The organism is Caballeronia sp. EK, from assembly GCF_014384845.1.
Classification (GTDB): domain Bacteria; phylum Pseudomonadota; class Gammaproteobacteria; order Burkholderiales; family Burkholderiaceae; genus Caballeronia; species Caballeronia jiangsuensis.
On sequence record NZ_JACSUE010000011.1, the window covers coordinates 143189 to 160106 of the forward strand.

A 16918-nucleotide genomic window follows, 5' to 3' on the forward strand; every position below is an offset into this window, starting at 1 on the left:
GGAAGAGCCCACGCGTGGGCGTCCAGGGTGCGTTGTGACTACGTCGAAGCCCCGGCGGATGGCATCGCTTCGAGCGCGGCAAGCGACTTGCGCATGCCGTCGAAAATACGCTGGGCCACGCGAGGCGGGAAATCGGCCGGCAATTGCGCGGCAACTTCATCGATGACCGCGGGCGTTCGACCGATGATGCGCTCGATGATCGGTTCCGCGCTTTCTCCGAATCCACATTTCAGCGCCATCGCGTTGAAGTGCTGCCGCTGAATCTCCCGAAACGCATAGTGCCGGGTCTTGCCGGATATCGCCATCGCGAGCTTGGCCTTGTACCAGGACCATTGATTCGCGCCATCGCCTTCGACCGGCCAGATCGACATGACGTCGTACAGCGGCGTGAGGCGGTATTGTCCGCCTCTGAGCAGATGAATGCTGAAGTTCTTCGCGTGGCCGTCCGGCGCGGCAAGCAGCCAGAACAAAATCTGCGCCGTCAGCAATGTCTCGATGTCGCGGCGCGCATCGCTGGATTGCTGCAGCACGCGCGCGAGATCGAGCACGCCCGGGCCGCCGTCCTGTTCGTACTTCCTGTGCGGCGGCAATGCGTTCACCTGACAGAAATCTTCCTGCGGCAAACGGAGAATCCAGTTTCCTGCCGGATGCAAACGCCGGTCGAAACGCTCGACGACAAGTACGCGTCGCTCACCGAACGTCGTGATGTCCGCGTTCGCGACCGGCAAGTCGAACGCTTGCAGAAGCCGCAGGCAAAGCCACTCGTTTTCGACGGACGTGGTGAGATCGGCGCGGCGATTGCCGACGAGGCCGAGCGGCAGCTTGAGGATGTGCGTCGTCGGCGTCGCGCCGTGCGGCCTGAGCCATCTTCCTTCGTGCCGCAGCAGCGCGGTCTTTTCTTGCGCACCGGCGAGCGAAACGCGGAAATCGTCGTCATCGTCCGAGCCGAAGGGCATGCCGCCGGCGACTTGATCCAGCAGGTTCGCGATGTCATCGTCGGTCAGCGGCGTGCTTTCTATCGTTTGGACGTCCGTGGGCGATTCGTCGTCCGCAAGCAATTGCACGGCGCCCACGCAGTCGCGACCGATTGCCTGCAGCAAGTCGAAGGCATCGAGGCTTTCGGTCTGGAAACGCTGCGCGATGCGCCGCCGGATCGCCTCGCTGTCGGGAAGCAGATTGTCGAAGTAATTGATTACCGCCTCGCCTTTGAGCGGCGCGCCGTCGAGCCGGATCGGCAGCGACAGTGAGAGCGGACGCACTTCGTCCGAGCGAAGCCACGCATCGTCGTAGACGAGTTCGGCCAGCCCGCGCGCAGGCAGCCTCCACGTCGCCACGCGCTGTCCGTTGGCCCAGACGGATAATGCCCGGGAATGAGGCCGGCGTCCGGCCATTACCATTGCGCCTCGTTCGCTTCGCTTCGGGCACTGTCCGGCCGATCCTGCACCAGCAACTGAAGGCCGTAGACGCCGAACAACGCGAGCAGTTGATCCAGCGTCAGCGCGCCGGAATCGCGCTCGAGCGTCGATATGCGGCTCTGGCTGATGCCCATTCGCGCCGCCGCTTGCGCCTGGGTCAGGCCGGCACGTTTGCGGCCGGCCGCAAGCACGTGCCCCATCTGTCCGATCGTTGCGATGACTTGGTGCATGACGGCTATATCTGTTTGGCGAATAAATGCACTTTATTCATCAAACAGATATCCGTCAAGATATCTCCGTAACGAATAAAACGCTTTTATTCGCCACAGAGATAATGCGCAGCCTCAATTCGGCCCAAGTTGCCCATCCCGCAATCGCCAGAGCAACAGCGGATTGTCATCCGCGAGCGCCTGCGGCAACAGCGCCGCCGGCAGATCCTGATAACACACCGGCCGCAGGAAACGTTCGATCGCCATCGCGCCGACCGACGTCGAGCGGCTGTCGGAGGTCGCCGGGTAAGGCCCGCCGTGCACCATCGCGTAAGCAACCTCGACGCCCGTCGGAAAACCGTTCGCGAGAATCCGCCCGGCCTTTCGTTCGAGCACCGGCAAGAGCCGCCGCGCGAGTTCGACGTCGTCCTTCTCCATCAGGAGCGTCGCGGTCAACTGGCCTTCCAGACTGCGCGCGACGAGAATCATCTCGTCCTCGTCGCCGCACACGACGATCACCGAAGTCGGCCCGAAAATCTCTTCCGCCAGTTGCGGCTTCGCGAGAAATTCCTCCGCGCTCACGCGATACAGCGCCGGCAGCGCGCCGCTCGACGCCTCGCTCTTTTCGCCCGTCGCGATGCGCTTCGCGGCCGCATCGCGATGCTTGACGCCGTCCTGATACGCCGCCGCGATGCCCGCCGTCAGCATCGTCTGCGTGCCCTTCTTTTCGAGCGCCGCCGCGGCGTTGTCGATGAAGTCATCGAGATCCGAATCCGCGAGCCCGATCACGAGGCCCGGATTCGTGCAGAACTGGCCGACGCCCAGCGTGACCGAATCGATATACGCCGCCGCCAGCGTGTCGCCGCGCGCCGCCAGCGCGCCCGGCAGCGCGAACACCGGATTGATGCTGCTCATCTCGGCGAAAACCGGAATCGGCACGAGCCGCTTCGCCGCGATATCGACGAGCGCCAGCCCGCCGCGCCGCGAGCCGGTGAAGCCGACCGCCTGGATCGCCGGATGCGCGACGAGCGCCTCGCCGATCGCATTGCCCGCGCCGACGACGAGCGAAAACGTGCCCTCGGGCAGGCCGCTGTCCGCGACCGCCTTCTGCACCGCGCGTCCGACAAGCTCGGAGGTGCCCAGATGCGCCGGGTGCGATTTCACGACGACGGGACAGCCCGCCGCGAACGCCGATGCGGCATCGCCGCCCGCCACCGAAAACGCCAGCGGAAAGTTGCTCGCGCCGAACACCGCGACCGGCCCGACGGGAATCTTTTGCAAACGCAGATCGGAACGCGGCAGCGGCTTTCTGTCCGGCTGCGCGGAATCGAGCGTGGCCGCGAGCCATCGGCCCTCGCGCACGAGCGACGCGAACAGGCGCAATTGCCCGACCGTGCGTGCGCGCTCGCCTTCGAGACGCGCCTTCGGCAGCGCGGATTCGGCCATCGCGCGCTCGATCAGCGTGTCGCCGAGCGCGATGATGTTGTCCGCGATCGCTTCGAGAAACTGCGCGCGCGTTTCGAGCGGCGCGTGGCGATAGTCGTCGAAAGCGGCCTCGGCAAGCTCGCACGCGCGCGCGACTTCCGCCGCGCCGCCGCCGCCGAACGCGGGCTCGAGATCGGCATTGCGCGCGGGGTCGAACGCGCGGAGCGTGGCGTCGGTGCCCCGCACGGCCGATGCGCCGATCAGCATCTCTCCGGTGATCTTCATGTCAGCTCCTCATCTCTGTTGGCGGTGGGCGGCAGACGCGTCGCGCGGCCGCCCGCTAAAGCGAGTGACCCGCGGCCCGCGCAAGCGTTCCGCGCGAGGCATTGAAAACCGGTCCGTCCGGCGACGCAGAAACTATAGGCGCGACCAACCACATATCAAAGATTGCGCTTCAGGACTTCGGCACCGGCGTCGCGTGCTTTTTGAACGTGATGTGCGCGATGCGCCGTACCAGAAGCGCCGCCACGAGCGCGGCGACCGCCGTCAGCATCACGCCGATGTGGATCGACTGCACGAGCGCGTCGCGGGCGGCGTCGAGGAGCGCGGGCGCATCGAGGCCAGCGGCGCTCAGTCCGGCGAGGATGCGCTCGCGCAACGCTTCGTCGACGAGAATGCGCGGATCGGCGAGGCGCGGCAGCCATTGCTCCGACGCCGACGCGCCCAGCACGCTGACCGTGCGCTCCACGACGCTCGCGTAGTGATGCGCGACGATCGTCCCGACGATGCTCGTGCCCATCATCCCGCCGACCATGCGCGTCGATTGCAGCAGCGCCGTCGTGATGCCGAAGCGCTCGCGGCCCGCGATCTCCTGCCCGAAGATGTTCATGTTGTTCAGAATGAAGCCCAGGCCGATGCCGGTTGCGGCCATCGGCAGCTCGATCCACAGATGCGGCGTCGATTCGCGCGCGAACGCCAGCGCGACCGACGCGAACAGCAGCAGCGTGAAACCGATCGAGAGAATATTCACCGGCTTGCGCATATGAATGACGATGCGCGTATTGATGAAGCTGCCGAGCGCGATGCACGCGGCGATCGGCGTCGCGAGCAGACCCGCGACCTGCGGCGACAGGCCGAAGCCGCCTTGCAGCAGGAGCGGCGCGAAGAAGATCAGCGAGAACATCACGAAGCCCGCCAGGAACGACAGCGTGAACAGCGTGTTGAGTTGCGCGTCGCGGAAGATGTCGAGCGGGATGATCGGGTGCGTCGCGCGCCGCTCGCAGATCAGGAGCGCGACGGCGCACACCGCCACGCCGGCGCCGAGCGCGATATTGGCCGTCGTGAGGCCGTCCTTCGGCAACGCCTCGATCAGCGCCTGAAAGCCGCCGAGCACCAGCGCGACGAGCGCCGCGCCCGTCCAGTCGATCTTCACGTCGCCCGCGCGCGGCCGGTGCAGATTCGGCAGATGCGCCCAGATGAAATACAGCGCCGCCGCGCCGACCGGCAGATTCACGAGAAAGGTCGAGCGCCAGCCCCAGTGCTGGCTCATCCAGCCGCCGAGCGACGGCCCCGCCGCCGTACCGATGCCATAGGCCGCTGCGAGCACCACCTGCCAGCGCACGCGGGTGCGCGGATCGGGGAACAGATCGGGAATCGACGCGAACGCGGTGCCGACCATCATCCCGCCACCGATGCCTTGCAGCCCGCGCGCGAGCACGAGGAACAACATGCTGGGCGCGAGCCCGCACAGCACCGACGCGATCGTGAACGTGATCACCGCCGCGAGCACGAAGCGCTTGCGCCCGAAGTAATCGCCGAGCCGCCCGAACACCGGCACCGTGACGACCGACGCGAGCAGATACGCGCTCGCGATCCACGCGTAGAACTCGAAGCCGTGCAGTTCCGCGACGATCGACGGCAGCGCCGTGCTGACCACCGTCTGATCGAGTGCGACGAGCATGTTGACGAGGCCGATGCCAAGCATCGCGTAGAGCGCGGTTCTGAACGGTAATGCGGATGGCGTTTGAGTCACGGTCGGGCGGGCGGCTTGCGAAGTGCTGAAAAGAGACCGCGCCTGCGGATTTTTAAGCAGGCGCTGATGTCGAAGAACCACGAATTGTACGGCCTGCCTTGCGCGATATCGACTTATCGCAAAAAAGCGGCGCGGCGGTTCGAAGCCCGCGCTCTATGATGCAAAGGCATGAAAGTCAGCGCGTGCCATGCGCCAATCGATCGTTCCATGGGGAAAACCGTCATGTTCAAACGCATTTTCGTCGCCATCGACGGCAGCCGGACTTCCGAGCGCGCCTTCACGGCCGCGCTCGATCTCGCTGTCACGCATCAGGCGGTCGTGCAGCCGTATTACGTCGTCGAAGCCGGACCGATGTATTTCGACGTGCCCGGCTACGATCCGTCCTCGCTGCATACGAGTCTGATGGAGCAAGGCGCGTCGCTCGCGCGCGAAGCCGCCGATCAGATGAAGGCGCGCGGCGTGACCGGCGAAGTCGTGACGGTCGAGGCGACCGCAAGCGACGACGTCGCGACGCTCATCACCCAGGCGGCAAACGCCTTCAATGCCGATCTGCTGATCATGGGCACGCATGGCCGCAAAGGCTTTCAGCGCCTGATTCTCGGCAGCGTCGCGGAGCGGTGTCTTCGTCAGGCCACATTGCCGGTATTGCTGATTCCGTCGGCAGCGAGCGAGCTACACGAAAAAGCAACCACATAAGGTAAAAAAGTTTGACGGATATCCCGGCCGCGTCAATTTTTCACGTAGCCGGGCTGGAGGCCTATGGGACAATCGTTTTGTCATTCATCAACAAAACGAAGCCCAAATGACCGCCTTGTCCGACACTTCCCGCGCGCGGCGCAATTCGGCGCATTGCTCGACCTGTGCGATGCGGCATCTCTGCATGCCCGAAGGCCTCTGCGCCAACGACATCGCCAAGCTGGAGAACATCATCTCCGTGACGCGCAAGGTCAGGCGCGGCGACGCGCTCTTTCGCGCTGGCGACCGCTTCGATTCCCTGTTCGCCGTGCGTTCCGGGTCGATCAAGACAGTCATCACGCACGACGGCGGCCGCGAACAGGTTACGGGATTGCTGCTCGCGGGCGACGCGCTCGGCTTCGAAGGCATCGAGGAAGGCGAGCACACGTGCGCCGCGATCGCGCTGGAAGACAGTTCGGTCTGCGTCGTGCCCTATTCGCTCTTCGAGCGCATGTGCCGCGAAACCGACGCGCTGCAACGGCGCCTGCATCGCATGATGAGCCACGCGGTGAACCGCGAGGCGAATCACGTCGTGAGGCTCGGCATGTTGCGGGCGGACGAGCGTGTCGCGCGGCTCCTGCTCGACCTGTCGTCGCGGCTGGCCAAGCGCGGGTATGCGTCATCGGAATTCACGCTGCGCATGACGCGCGACGACATGGGCAGCTATCTCGGCATGACGCTCGAAACGGTCAGCCGCACGCTGTCGCGTTTCGACAAGGCGGGCTTCATCGAGACGCACGGCAAGTTCATCCGAATTCGCGACTTCGACGCCCTGCGCGCCGTCTGACGGAACATCGCCCGGCATTATTGCGCGTGCGGAAATTATCGCCACTCATATTTCGGTTGGCACGCGGTTCGCTACGGTTTAGTCTCTTTTGTTCGGCGAAATGCGGCGCTCCGGCGCCGGTTTCGATCGAATGCGAAGCCAACTGGCCAGCCACGGAGATTGGGCGACATGAACCGCGAACCTTCCCTGCGTCATCCGCTGCTCGAGCGCCTCGCCGAGGCGCGCCGCGTGACCGACGAACTCTTCGACGTCGTCAGGCCCGAGCATCTCTACGACAGGCCGATCGCCGAGCGCCATCGCATCGTCTTCTATGTCGGGCATCTCGAAGCCTTCGATCGCAATCTGCTCGATCAGCGGCTCTTCGACCTGCCGAGCCCGAATCCCGCCTACGACCAGCTTTTCGCCTTCGGCATCGATCCGGTGGACGGCGGATTGCCGACCGATCAGCCGTCCGACTGGCCGACGCTCGACCAAGTGCGCGCGTATCGGGATACGGTCCGCGCCGAGATCGACGCTCAATTCGATCCGATCAAGATCGCCGCCGAGCCTATTTCCGCCGGCGAATCGCCGACGCAATTGCTCGAAGTCGCGATCGAACATCGGCTGATGCATGCCGAAACGCTCGCGTACATGCTGCATCAATTGCCGGTCGATAGAAAAATTGCACCATCCAACGCACGTTCGGAGCGGACCTCCGATCGCGAACTTGCGCACGAAACCGTGAGCGTACCGGCCGGCAGCGTGACGCTCGGTCTGACGCGCGAAAGCGGCCGGTTTGGCTGGGACAACGAGTTCGGCGAAGAACGCATCGACGTGCCCGCGTTCGAGATCGACCGCCATATGGTGACCAACGGCGACTATCTGCGTTTCATCGATGCGGGCGGCTACTGGAATCGCGATTACTGGGATGCCGCCGACTGGGCGTGGAAGGAGGAGCAGCGCATCGCGCATCCGGCCTTCTGGATTCCCGCCGATACCGACGATGCGCAGGACGCATGGAAGCTGCGCATGATGTTCGATGAAATCGCGCTGCCGCCCGACTGGCCCGTCTACGTGAGCCACGCCGAAGCGAAGGCGTATGCGCGCTGGTCCGGCAAGTCGCTGCCGACAGAAGCGCAGTGGCAGCGCGCGGCGCTCGGCACGCCTCCCGTGGTCAAGGGCAATTTCGATTTCCGCCGATGGGACCCGTCGCCGGTGCAGGCGCATCCGGAGAATCGAAGCGAGTTCGGCGTCGAAGGACAATTCGGCAACGGATGGGAATGGACATCGACCGAGTTCGGGCCGCTGCAAGGCTTTGAGCCGTTTCCGTTCTATCTCGGCTACTCGGCGAATTTCTTCGACGGCAAGCACTTCGTGATCAAAGGCGGCTCGCCGCGCACCGCCGCGTGCATGTTGCGTCCCAGTTTCCGCAACTGGTTTCAGGCGCACTATCAGTATGTTTATGCCGGCTTCCGTTGCGTGAAGAACTGAGCGACCGGTCGCCCCAAAAAGAAACGCCGCGCGTTCTCACGAAAGCGCGGCGTTTTTCATCGCGTTGACGGAAACGGTCAGAAGTCCGTCGTCATCGACAGCAGCACCGTGCGCGGCGCGCCCTGCGTCAGATAACCGCCGATCGTCGATGCCCAGTACGACTTGTTCGCCACGTTGAGCACGCTCGCGCGGAACGTCGTCGGCTTGCCGAACAGCACGGTCGCATAGCGTGCGCCGAGATCGAAGCGGTCCCATGCGGGAATCGACAGCGTGTTCGTCACGTTCAGATACTGCGAGCCCGTGTGGATCCAGCGCGCGGTCAGCGTGAGGCCGTTCAGCACCGGCACGTCGTATTCGGCGTTGACGTTGAACATCATCGTAGGCACGCCGATCGGTTTGTTGCCGTCGGTCGACGCCGTGCCCGTGTCGTACTGCGTCGCGTGAATGTAAGTCGCGCCCGCGATCAGGCGCACGCCGTGCACCGGCTCGCCGTAGATCGACGCTTCCAGCCCGCGATGCCGCTGCGTGCCGTCCGCGACGAAAGTATTCGAGCTGTTCACGAAGGTCAGCGGCTTCTCGATCTGGAACGCCGCGAACGACGCGCCGTACTGGCCGTTGTCATACTTCGCGCCGACTTCCCATTGCTTCGACTTCGCGGGCGGAAGCTGCGAGCCGAAGTTCGCCGCCGTGTTGGGCGCCGAATCGCCGATGGTCAGCGCCTCGCTGTGATTCGCGAAGAGCGCGACGTCCTGCATCGGCTTGACGACGAGACCGAAAACCGGCGTCGTGATCGAATCGTTGTACGCCTGCGTCTGCACGCCGGCGTAGCTGTAGCCGTTCGTCAGCAGTTCCTGATGACGCGCGCCGATCGTGAACAGCACGCGATCGTTCAGGAAGCCGAGCGTGTCCGAGATCGATACGCTGCGCATCAGGTTGAGCGTCACCGTCTGCGGATCGGACAAGTTGCCGCCCGTCAGGACCGTCGCCGGGAAAGGTACTTGCGGCGTGTCGTAGATGCTCGTCGGGAACGAACTGCTGAACGTGAACGCCGACTTCGAATCGACGCGCACGATCGACGCGCCCGCCGTCACGAAATGCGATACCGGCCCGGTGTTGAAGTGGCCGCGCACGCCCGCTTCGGCGGAAGTGCCGTCTTCCTTGTGCGGCACGCCGAGGCGCGTCGCGGTGGTCGTGCCGTTCGCCTGAATGCTCGGCGACGAATATTCGCCGTGCTCGTCGGTGTGGCGCGCGCCGCCGGTGATGTAGGCCGTCCAGCCCGGCAGGAAATCGTACTCGGCGCGCAGGATGCCGACCGTGTCCTCGATCGAACTGAAGCTCCACGTCTGCGCATAGTTGTAGGTCGCCGACGGCGGCTCCGGAATGAAGCTCGCGAAGTCGTTGACGGTCGGGCGGCCGCCGTTGATGCGCTGACGCTGATACAGGAAATCGCCGTAGAGACGCAGCTTGTCGCCGCGCCAGTCGAGCGAGACGGCCGTCGTGTTGTCGCGGCGATGTTCGCCATCGACGCTCGTTTCGCCGTCGTGATTCGCCTGATTCACGCGGATGCCGAACTGCCCTTCGCTGCCGAAACGCCGGCCGATATCGATATGCGCGCCGATCTCGCCCGACGCCGTGCCTTCCAGCGTCACGCGCGTGAGTGGCTTGTCGTCCGCGCGTTTCAGTTGCAGGTTGAGGCCCCCGCCCACCGCCGAGCCGTTCGGCGACGCGCCATTCAGAAACGCATTCGCGCCCTTGAACAGATCGACGCGCTCGATCGCGTCCGTCGCGACGAGCTGGCGCGGCGTGATGCCGTACAGGCCGTTCAGCGAGACGTCGTCGCCCTGCAACTGGAAGCCGCGGATGATGTAGGTCTCCGCGAAGTTGCCGAAAGCGTAAGCAGTCCGAACGGATGGATCGTTCGCGAGCACATCGGCGATGGTGCGCGCCTGCTGGTCTTCGATCAGCTTCGACGTGTAGGTCGTCATGCTGAACGGCACGTCGAGCATTTTCTGCTGGCCGAGCACGCCGAAATCGGCGCCGCGCGCGACCTGGCCGCCCGCGAAGGTCGGCGCGAGATCGCCCGGCAACGGCTCTTTCGACGCCTGCACCTTGACGGCCGGCAGCGCGCTGTCCTGCGGCGCGGCAGCGGCGTTGTCGTTGCCGGTGTTGGCCGATTGCGCGTGAGCCGACAGGGAAAAGACCATCGCGACGGCCGCGACGATGGCGGCGCGATGCGTCAGAGTCTTCGCAGGCGCGGCCCGCGAGATTTGAATACGAGAAACGGACATGGATTCGGAAACGACGATGTTGATCGGTCTTCCGTCCCGGGGCGCGAAGGGAATCCGGGCGGCGTTGTTCTGAGTCGAAGACCGGTCGCGAGAGAACGCGTGACGGGCGAGACTTTTTATGCGCGGATTATAGTGTAAATAATAGTCGTTATCATTCAACAAATGCGAAATTTGTGTGAACGCAACATCCGGCCCGTCGCGACGAATTTTGTCGAGTTTTATTCCAGATAGCGACGCGGATGTCCGCGGAATCGTCAGGAGGATAACGAGCTTCCGCGCGCTGCGCGCGTACTCGCAACGGCCGCCGAATGACGGCGCGCGGATCGCTTCCTGAACCAGATGATGAGGCCCGTCGCGCTGAGCATCGCGACCGCGACGCCCACCGCGCTCACGAGAATGCGCCCGCCAAGCCCGATGATCCGCCCGGAGTGCAACGGAAACTGAGCCTGCATGAAGATATCGCCGGCCGAGCCGCGGCCGGGAATCGACGAGCCCGCGAGCGCGCCCGTCTGCGCGTTGTAGTAGAGCCAGGCGTTGCCGAGACCCACGTCGCCGTGATCGCGGCCGGGCGCGAAAAAGCCGACGCCGTAGGCCTTGAACATCGGCGCGTAGTAGAGCGCGCCCATCGGCTCGGTCAGGTTTTCGCGCTTCGCATCGCGCGTGGCCATCGCCAGAATCTGTTCGCGCGTGGCGGGCGCCTTGCCCGGCGGACCGGCGCGCACGAGTTCCGCGTTATCGAGGAACGACGGCGAGAGCTTCGAGAATATCGACACGACCGGGCGCATCACGGGCTCGGCGAGGTTCATCGAAATCGATGTGAGCGCCATCACGAGCAGCAAGCCCCAGATCCACACGCCACCGGAGCGATGCAGATCGAAGGTGAGCGCGTAGCCGCCGCGCTTCACGCGAAACGCGAAGGACTTGCGCCATGCCTTCACGCTCGGGAACGACAGGATCAGCGCGATACCGCTGTCCAAGAACCACAGGATCCCGACGATGCCGATCAGCCATGTGCCGATATCGAAGCCGCCGACGATCGGCAGATGCAGCGTGTAGTGCAGCTTGTAGAGGAACGGCATCAGGTCGATGCGCGCGAGCGACACCGCGCCCCACATGCGCTGCGCCTGCACCTGGCCGGTCGCCGGATCGACCGCGATCTGGTTGTACGCCACGTCGTACGGCGCGTTGGTCGCCGGGTTCGTGCGCGGCATCACCATCATCTGCGCAGTGTGTCCCGGCTCGAAACCGAGCGGCATATACGTCACTTCGACGCGCGGATCGGCGGCCTCGACGCGTCGCGCGAGTTCGAGCGGCGGCAGCGCGGGACCATCGGTGCGGGCGTGGAAGAAAGCCGGATTGAGGAGCGCATCGATTTCGTGATCCCACGCGATGATCGCGCCGGTAAGACCCGAGACGAACAGAAAGAGCGCGGTCGCGACGCCGAGCCAGCGATGCAGGCGAACCAGAATCGGTCTCATGCCCGCGAGTACTCGGAGCGGCGTTCGGGCGCGACGGCAATCATTTCTTATGATGCGATGTAAATAGGAATTGTTCGCAATTATATCGATGCTCGATCGGGTGCACAAGGTTCTCGTAAGCTGCTTACGACGGCAAGCGCTCGCGATGCGACGCTCAATAACTCTGAACAAAGACAGGCATGGCTCAAGATGGCCGGGCTAGCCGACACACTGAAACAACTCGCACAAAACCCCCGCCCCTTACGCCACAAGGCTTTGCGGGCGGCCCATGACATTCCATGAAATAGTTTGTGCGTGGTTTTTAACCGGGCCGATCGCCACAATGGGTTCATTCGCAACCACCCACCAAGGCGAACCATCATGGAACTGGAACTGCTCGGGAAAATCTCGCTGTACGCGATGGGCATCGTTCTCACCGCGTCGCTGATCGAAGCCATCGTCCTGCACTTCAAGCACAAGGGCACCGACCGTGCCTTCGACTGGCACGAGACCTGGATCTCGCTCGCCGACCTCATCGGCCGCAAGCTGCTTACGTTCGTGCCGATCTCGCTCGCGACGCCTGTTTTCAACTTCGCGTGGGAGCATCGCATCCACACGGTCACGACGAACACCGCGCTCACGCTCTTCCTGCTCTTCATCGGACAGGAGTTCTGCTACTACTGGTATCACCGCGCGTCGCACACGATCCGCTTCTTCTGGGCGAATCACGCGGTCCATCACTCGCCGAACCAGTTGACGCTGTCGTCCGCGTTCCGTCTCGGCTGGCTGACCAAGATCGCCGGATCGGCCATCTTCTTCACTCCGCTCGTATGGTTCGGCGTGAAGCCTGATGTGGTGCTCGCGGTCGTGTCGATCAACCTGCTCTACCAGTTCTGGCTGCACGCAACGTGGATTCCGAAGCTCGGCTGGCTCGAATATGTGTTCAACACGCCGTCGGCGCATCGTGTGCACCATGCATCGAACGCGACCTATCTCGATGCGAACTTCGGCGGCGTGCTGGTCATCTTCGATCGCCTGTTCGGCACCTACGTGGAAGAGCGCGCCGATGAGCCCTGTGTCTACGGTCTGACGACGCCGGTGACCTCGCATAACCCGATCGTCGTCGAAATGCAGCACTGGGTCAGTCTCGGGAAGGACATGTTCAACGCGAAGAGCGTGTCGGATGCGATCAGCTTCCTGCTGCGTCCTCCGGGCTGGCTGCCGGACGGCGAAGGTCAGACGACCGAAGCGTTGCAAAAGCGCGCCAAGTCGATCGAACAACAACCGGCCCACGTCGGCCACTAAAAAGCGCAGCGAAAGACGTAGCTTCGAATCCCGATGACTGGCTCACGCCGGCATCGGGATTTTTTTATTTCTTGCGACGGATGGTCGCCGCCGCAATGCCCGCCGCAGCAAGGGCGCACGCGGCGGACAGCGCGGCGACCGCGCGCAGGGCATCGGCAATCGAATCGGCTTGTGCACGGGCGAGCGGCGTCGATGGCGCGATGGCGGTTGCATCGGCATCGAGCACGCGCATGTTCTGATGCGGCAAGTGCAATCGATCGAGCCGCGCCGACAAAGCCGCGTCGTGCGACCACACGAACACGATGCCCAGCACCGCGATCGCCAGCAGGCTCGCCACGCGCGCGACCGCGTTGTTGATGCCGGACGCGATGCCCGCGCGATCGCTTCCCACCGACGCCATCACGGTCGTCGTTAGCGGCGCGACGGTGATCGTCATGCCGAGCCCGAGCACGACGAGCGCGGGCAGAAAGCCCGCCCAATAGCTGCCCGCGACGAACGGCAGCGCGAGCATCGCAAAGCCGAGACCGGCGACGCACGGCCCGACGATCAGCAACGCGCGCGCGCCGAAGCGGCTCGTCAAACCGCCCGTGAAACGCGACAGCAAGCCGATGATGAGCGGCATCGGCAGCACCGCCGCGCCCGCTTCGGTCGCGCTGAAACCATACGCGCGTATCAACGTGAACGGCAGGAAGAACAGCACACCGCCGAGCCCGAAGTACAGCAGCAACGTGACGAGATTCGCGCCGCTGAAATCGCGCGAGCGGAAGATATCGAGCGGGACCATCGGATCGTGGGATTTCGCTTCGATCGCGACGAATGCGGCGAGCAGCGCCGCGCCCGTGACGATCATGCCGAGCACGAGCGGATCGGCGAAACCGCGCGACGGCGCTTCGGTGAGACCGTAGGTCAGGGCCGCGAGTCCCGCCGCCGTGCTCGCGGCGCCCGGCCAGTCGAGCGTCTGCGGCGCGTCGGCGTTGTGGCTGTCGGGTACGGACGCGACGGCCAGCGCGATCGTCGCGGCGGCGAGCGGCAGATTGAGGAAGAAGATCGCGCGCCAGGAAAATGCATCGACGAGCCAGCCGCCCGCCGCCGGCCCGACCGACGACGTGATCGCGCCGACACCGGCCCACGTGCCGATCGCGCGTCCGCGTTCCTCGCCCTCGAACACCGCGCCGATGATCGCGAGGCTGCCCGGCACCAGCAGCGCCGCGCCGACGCCCTGCCACGCGCGCGCCGCGATCAGCCAGCTCGTACTCGGCGCGAAGCCGCACGCCGCCGACGCCACCGTGAACAGCGCAATGCCCGCGATGAACACCTTGCGCCGTCCGAGCTTGTCGCCCATCGAACCGCCGACCAGCACGAGCGCGCCGAGAAACAGCAGATACGCGTCGACGACCCATTGCATCGCCGCGATGCTCGCGCCGAGTTCGCTCTGAATCGACGGCAGCGCAACGTTGACCACCGAGCCGTCGATGAACGCCATGCTCGAACCGAGGATCGTCGCCGCCAGGGCGAGGCGCTTGCGCCGGCACGGCTCGGCAAGCGCGACGGGCTGCGCGCGGATGACGAGTTCGTCGCAGGGACTCGCCTGCGCGGCGACGGCGTGCGCGCGTTGCTGGCTATCGAGATGTCGGCTGGCCAATGTCGCTTCCCTCTCTCATCGACGAAATGCCTAAGTAGAGGCCAATCACGTCCGCATGTCCACGCCGACGACGTGGTTGGCAAGCTCAAATGATAATGGTTATCATTAAGCAACCCGAGTACGCAGGCATCCGGTCGACGCAAAGGGCGAAGGAACAGGAGCCCTCGCCATGCATCAGCAGATTGCGGACTTTGTCGCGGACAAGCCGGTTTCGGACACGCCGAGCCTGCCGTTATGGGAAGCCGTGATGCGGCAAGCCGTGCAAGCCGAACGTGACGGGCAAACCGCGCTGGCGCTCGGCGATTACGAACGGGCGCTCGCGATCGCGCAATGCCTGATCGACGCGCCGCCCGCCGGACGCGCCGACGATTGCCTCGCCGCGCTCGTCGTCTCGCATCTCAATCTCGCCGATATCCGCGTCGCTCAGGGCGATCCGAACGCGGCCGCCCCGGTTCTCTGCCGCGCACATCAAGCGTTGATCGCGCTGTCTCTCGACGCCGCGCGGCCCGCGTCGCTGCGGCAGGCCGCGTTACGCCACAGCCGCGAAACGTATGTCGCGCTGATCCGCCACATCTCGCGGCACGGGCCGCATCCGCTCATTACCCGCGCAATCGCCGATGCCGACGCCGCGCTTCATGGCGCGAGCCCGGCGCGGCACTGATCCCGTCCACCGATCCGAAAGGAGAATCACGATGCCTTACACCCTGCCTCCCCTGCCCTATGCTTTCGACGCGCTGGAACCGCACATCGATGCCCGCACGATGGAAGTTCATCACACGAAGCATCATCAGACTTACGTGAACAACCTGAATGCGGCGCTGGAGAAATCGGATCATCGGGATGTGGCCGTCGAGACGCTCATCGCGCAAATCGACGCGCTGCCCGAAGCGCTGCGCCTGCCCGTGCGCAACAACGGCGGCGGGCACGCGAACCACAGCCTCTTCTGGACGATCATGTCGCCCGACGGCGGCGGCAAGCCGGAAGGCGAACTGGCCGATGCGATCGACAAGGATCTCGGCGGCTTCGACGCCTTCAAGGAAGCCTTCACGAAAGCCGCGCTCACGCGCTTCGGCAGCGGCTGGGCGTGGCTCAACGTCGATAAGCAGGGCAAACTCGCGATCGAAAGCACCGGCAATCAGGACAGTCCGCTGATGAAAGGTATCGCGTCGGGCAATACCCCGATTCTCGGCCTCGATGTCTGGGAACACGCGTATTACCTGAAGTACGAGAACCGCAGGCCGGAGTACATCGCGGCGTTCTACAACGTGATCGACTGGGCCGAAGTGTCGCGACGCTACGCCGAGGCGCGCGGCGAGTAGGCGGCTGAAGTCACGCGCACTTCGGTCGAGCGAGTTAAGCTAGGCACTTCCGCTCGCATCGAGATGACGCCATGAAGTCAGCAGACGGAGTTGCGCAAAGCCGATGGCTCGCCGACGCGCGCGAGGAAATCGCCGCGGCGCTTCGAACTTCCGACGAAACGTGGCTCCACGACATGAGCATGCGCTGGGGATGCCGTCTCGCGATGCTCGTCGCCGATTTCGGCGTGCGCGTCATGCTGCACGAAGAAGGCATTGTTATGAAGTTAGAGCCGCCGTCGGATAGCAACGGCGCGCTTCTCGATTTCGACGAAGACAAACCGGATGCCCTCGCCCGCGCGGCCTGGATCAAGCTGTCGAAATTCGAAGAGCACGCGACCGCCGTTCTCGAAGCGAGCGCGCTCATTCAGGGCGACGCGCAATGCAATGCCTGCAACGAAACCATTCTGGCATGGCGTCAGATGCTCATCGCCGCGACCGAATGGCCGCGAGAGGAAGCTGACCCGTACATCAGTCACGCATGCCGGCCCATCTTGAAGCGGTTCATGAACGTCGCATCGTGCGCGACGGGCGGGAATCAGTTCGAGCTCGCACGCGAAGGCGACTACGAAGAAGCGTGGCGCGAATTCGAAAACTTCTGCACCGACGAACGCGCTGTGCCCGTGACCGGATGGGGACGCAAATACCGGCATCGGCACGATGCTCAAGCCGAACACGCACCGCCGACGATTCCGCTCCCATACGCGATCGACACAGGCGTTCGGCCCACTCCGGATCGTCTGCTCACGCGCCCTCAGGCTACGACTCGCGCGGCCTGAAGAAGCTCGACGATGCCGC

The 16918-nt window shown here is 64.4% G+C and carries 14 protein-coding genes; 7 read left to right on the plus strand and 7 right to left on the minus strand.

Annotated elements, in window-relative coordinates; translation table 11 throughout:
- Positions 1-38: 38 nt before the first annotated feature.
- The 4 genes from IAG25_RS29535 to IAG25_RS29550 form a co-directional block, all read right to left on the minus strand.
- Complete coding sequence (locus IAG25_RS29535) at positions 39-1391, minus strand: type II toxin-antitoxin system HipA family toxin (RefSeq protein ID WP_187608067.1); 1353 nt, start codon at positions 1389-1391, stop codon at positions 39-41.
- Positions 1391-1645, minus strand: a complete 255-nt coding sequence (locus tag IAG25_RS29540) for a helix-turn-helix domain-containing protein (protein ID WP_187607990.1) — start codon at positions 1643-1645, stop codon at positions 1391-1393. The genes IAG25_RS29535 and IAG25_RS29540 overlap by 1 nt, the downstream gene beginning before the upstream one ends.
- A 114-nt stretch (positions 1646-1759) precedes the next feature.
- Positions 1760-3334 (minus strand): aldehyde dehydrogenase (NADP(+)), encoded by a 1575-nt coding sequence (locus IAG25_RS29545; RefSeq protein ID WP_187607991.1) that lies wholly within the window; start codon positions 3332-3334, stop codon positions 1760-1762.
- A gap of 169 nt (positions 3335-3503) precedes the next feature.
- Positions 3504-5033 carry an MFS transporter gene (locus IAG25_RS29550; protein ID WP_035507288.1) on the minus strand — a complete coding sequence of 510 codons (1530 nt, stop codon included), beginning with the start codon at positions 5031-5033 and terminating at the stop codon, positions 3504-3506.
- A gap of 270 nt (positions 5034-5303) precedes the next feature.
- Here IAG25_RS29550 and IAG25_RS29555 point away from each other — a divergent pair, with 270 nt between their 5' ends.
- From IAG25_RS29555 to IAG25_RS29565, 3 genes are all read left to right on the plus strand, one after another.
- On the plus strand, positions 5304-5777 hold the full coding sequence (locus IAG25_RS29555) for a universal stress protein (RefSeq protein WP_187607992.1): 474 nt from the start codon (positions 5304-5306) through the stop codon (positions 5775-5777).
- Positions 5778-5883: 106 nt separating this feature from the next.
- On the plus strand, positions 5884-6603 hold the full coding sequence (locus IAG25_RS29560; RefSeq protein WP_187607993.1) for a helix-turn-helix domain-containing protein: 720 nt from the start codon (positions 5884-5886) through the stop codon (positions 6601-6603).
- A gap of 168 nt (positions 6604-6771) precedes the next feature.
- Positions 6772-8073 carry an SUMF1/EgtB/PvdO family nonheme iron enzyme gene (locus IAG25_RS29565; protein WP_187607994.1) on the plus strand — a complete coding sequence of 434 codons (1302 nt, stop codon included), beginning with the start codon at positions 6772-6774 and terminating at the stop codon, positions 8071-8073.
- 77 nt (positions 8074-8150) lie between these two features.
- Here IAG25_RS29565 and IAG25_RS29570 read toward each other — a convergent pair whose 3' ends face one another.
- Positions 8151-10361 (minus strand): TonB-dependent receptor, encoded by a 2211-nt coding sequence (locus IAG25_RS29570; protein ID WP_187607995.1) that lies wholly within the window; start codon positions 10359-10361, stop codon positions 8151-8153.
- 254 nt (positions 10362-10615) lie between these two features.
- Entirely contained in the window at positions 10616-11839 is a 1224-nt protein-coding gene (locus tag IAG25_RS29575; protein WP_187607996.1) for a PepSY-associated TM helix domain-containing protein, read from the minus strand.
- 360 nt (positions 11840-12199) lie between these two features.
- Here IAG25_RS29575 and IAG25_RS29580 point away from each other — a divergent pair, with 360 nt between their 5' ends.
- A complete protein-coding gene (locus IAG25_RS29580) occupies positions 12200-13123 on the plus strand; it encodes a sterol desaturase family protein (RefSeq protein ID WP_187607997.1) in 924 nt (307 codons plus the stop codon).
- 64 nt (positions 13124-13187) lie between these two features.
- On the opposite strand, the gene IAG25_RS29585 is transcribed toward IAG25_RS29580, so the two are convergent.
- Positions 13188-14765: an MFS transporter gene (locus tag IAG25_RS29585; protein ID WP_187607998.1), complete on the minus strand. Its 1578-nt coding sequence runs from the start codon at positions 14763-14765 to the stop codon at positions 13188-13190.
- 169 nt (positions 14766-14934) lie between these two features.
- Between IAG25_RS29585 and IAG25_RS29590 the strand changes: the two genes are divergently transcribed.
- The 3 genes from IAG25_RS29590 (at position 14935) to IAG25_RS29600 (ending at position 16899) form a co-directional block, all read left to right on the plus strand.
- The gene (locus tag IAG25_RS29590; RefSeq protein ID WP_187607999.1) at positions 14935-15426 is read left to right on the plus strand and encodes a hypothetical protein; all 492 of its coding nucleotides are present in this window, start codon (positions 14935-14937) and stop codon (positions 15424-15426) included.
- A gap of 31 nt (positions 15427-15457) precedes the next feature.
- Positions 15458-16084, plus strand: a complete 627-nt coding sequence (locus IAG25_RS29595; RefSeq protein ID WP_187608000.1) for a superoxide dismutase — start codon at positions 15458-15460, stop codon at positions 16082-16084.
- Positions 16085-16155: 71 nt separating this feature from the next.
- The gene (locus IAG25_RS29600) at positions 16156-16899 is read left to right on the plus strand and encodes a hypothetical protein (protein WP_187608001.1); all 744 of its coding nucleotides are present in this window, start codon (positions 16156-16158) and stop codon (positions 16897-16899) included.
- Positions 16900-16918: the final 19 nt, after the last annotated feature.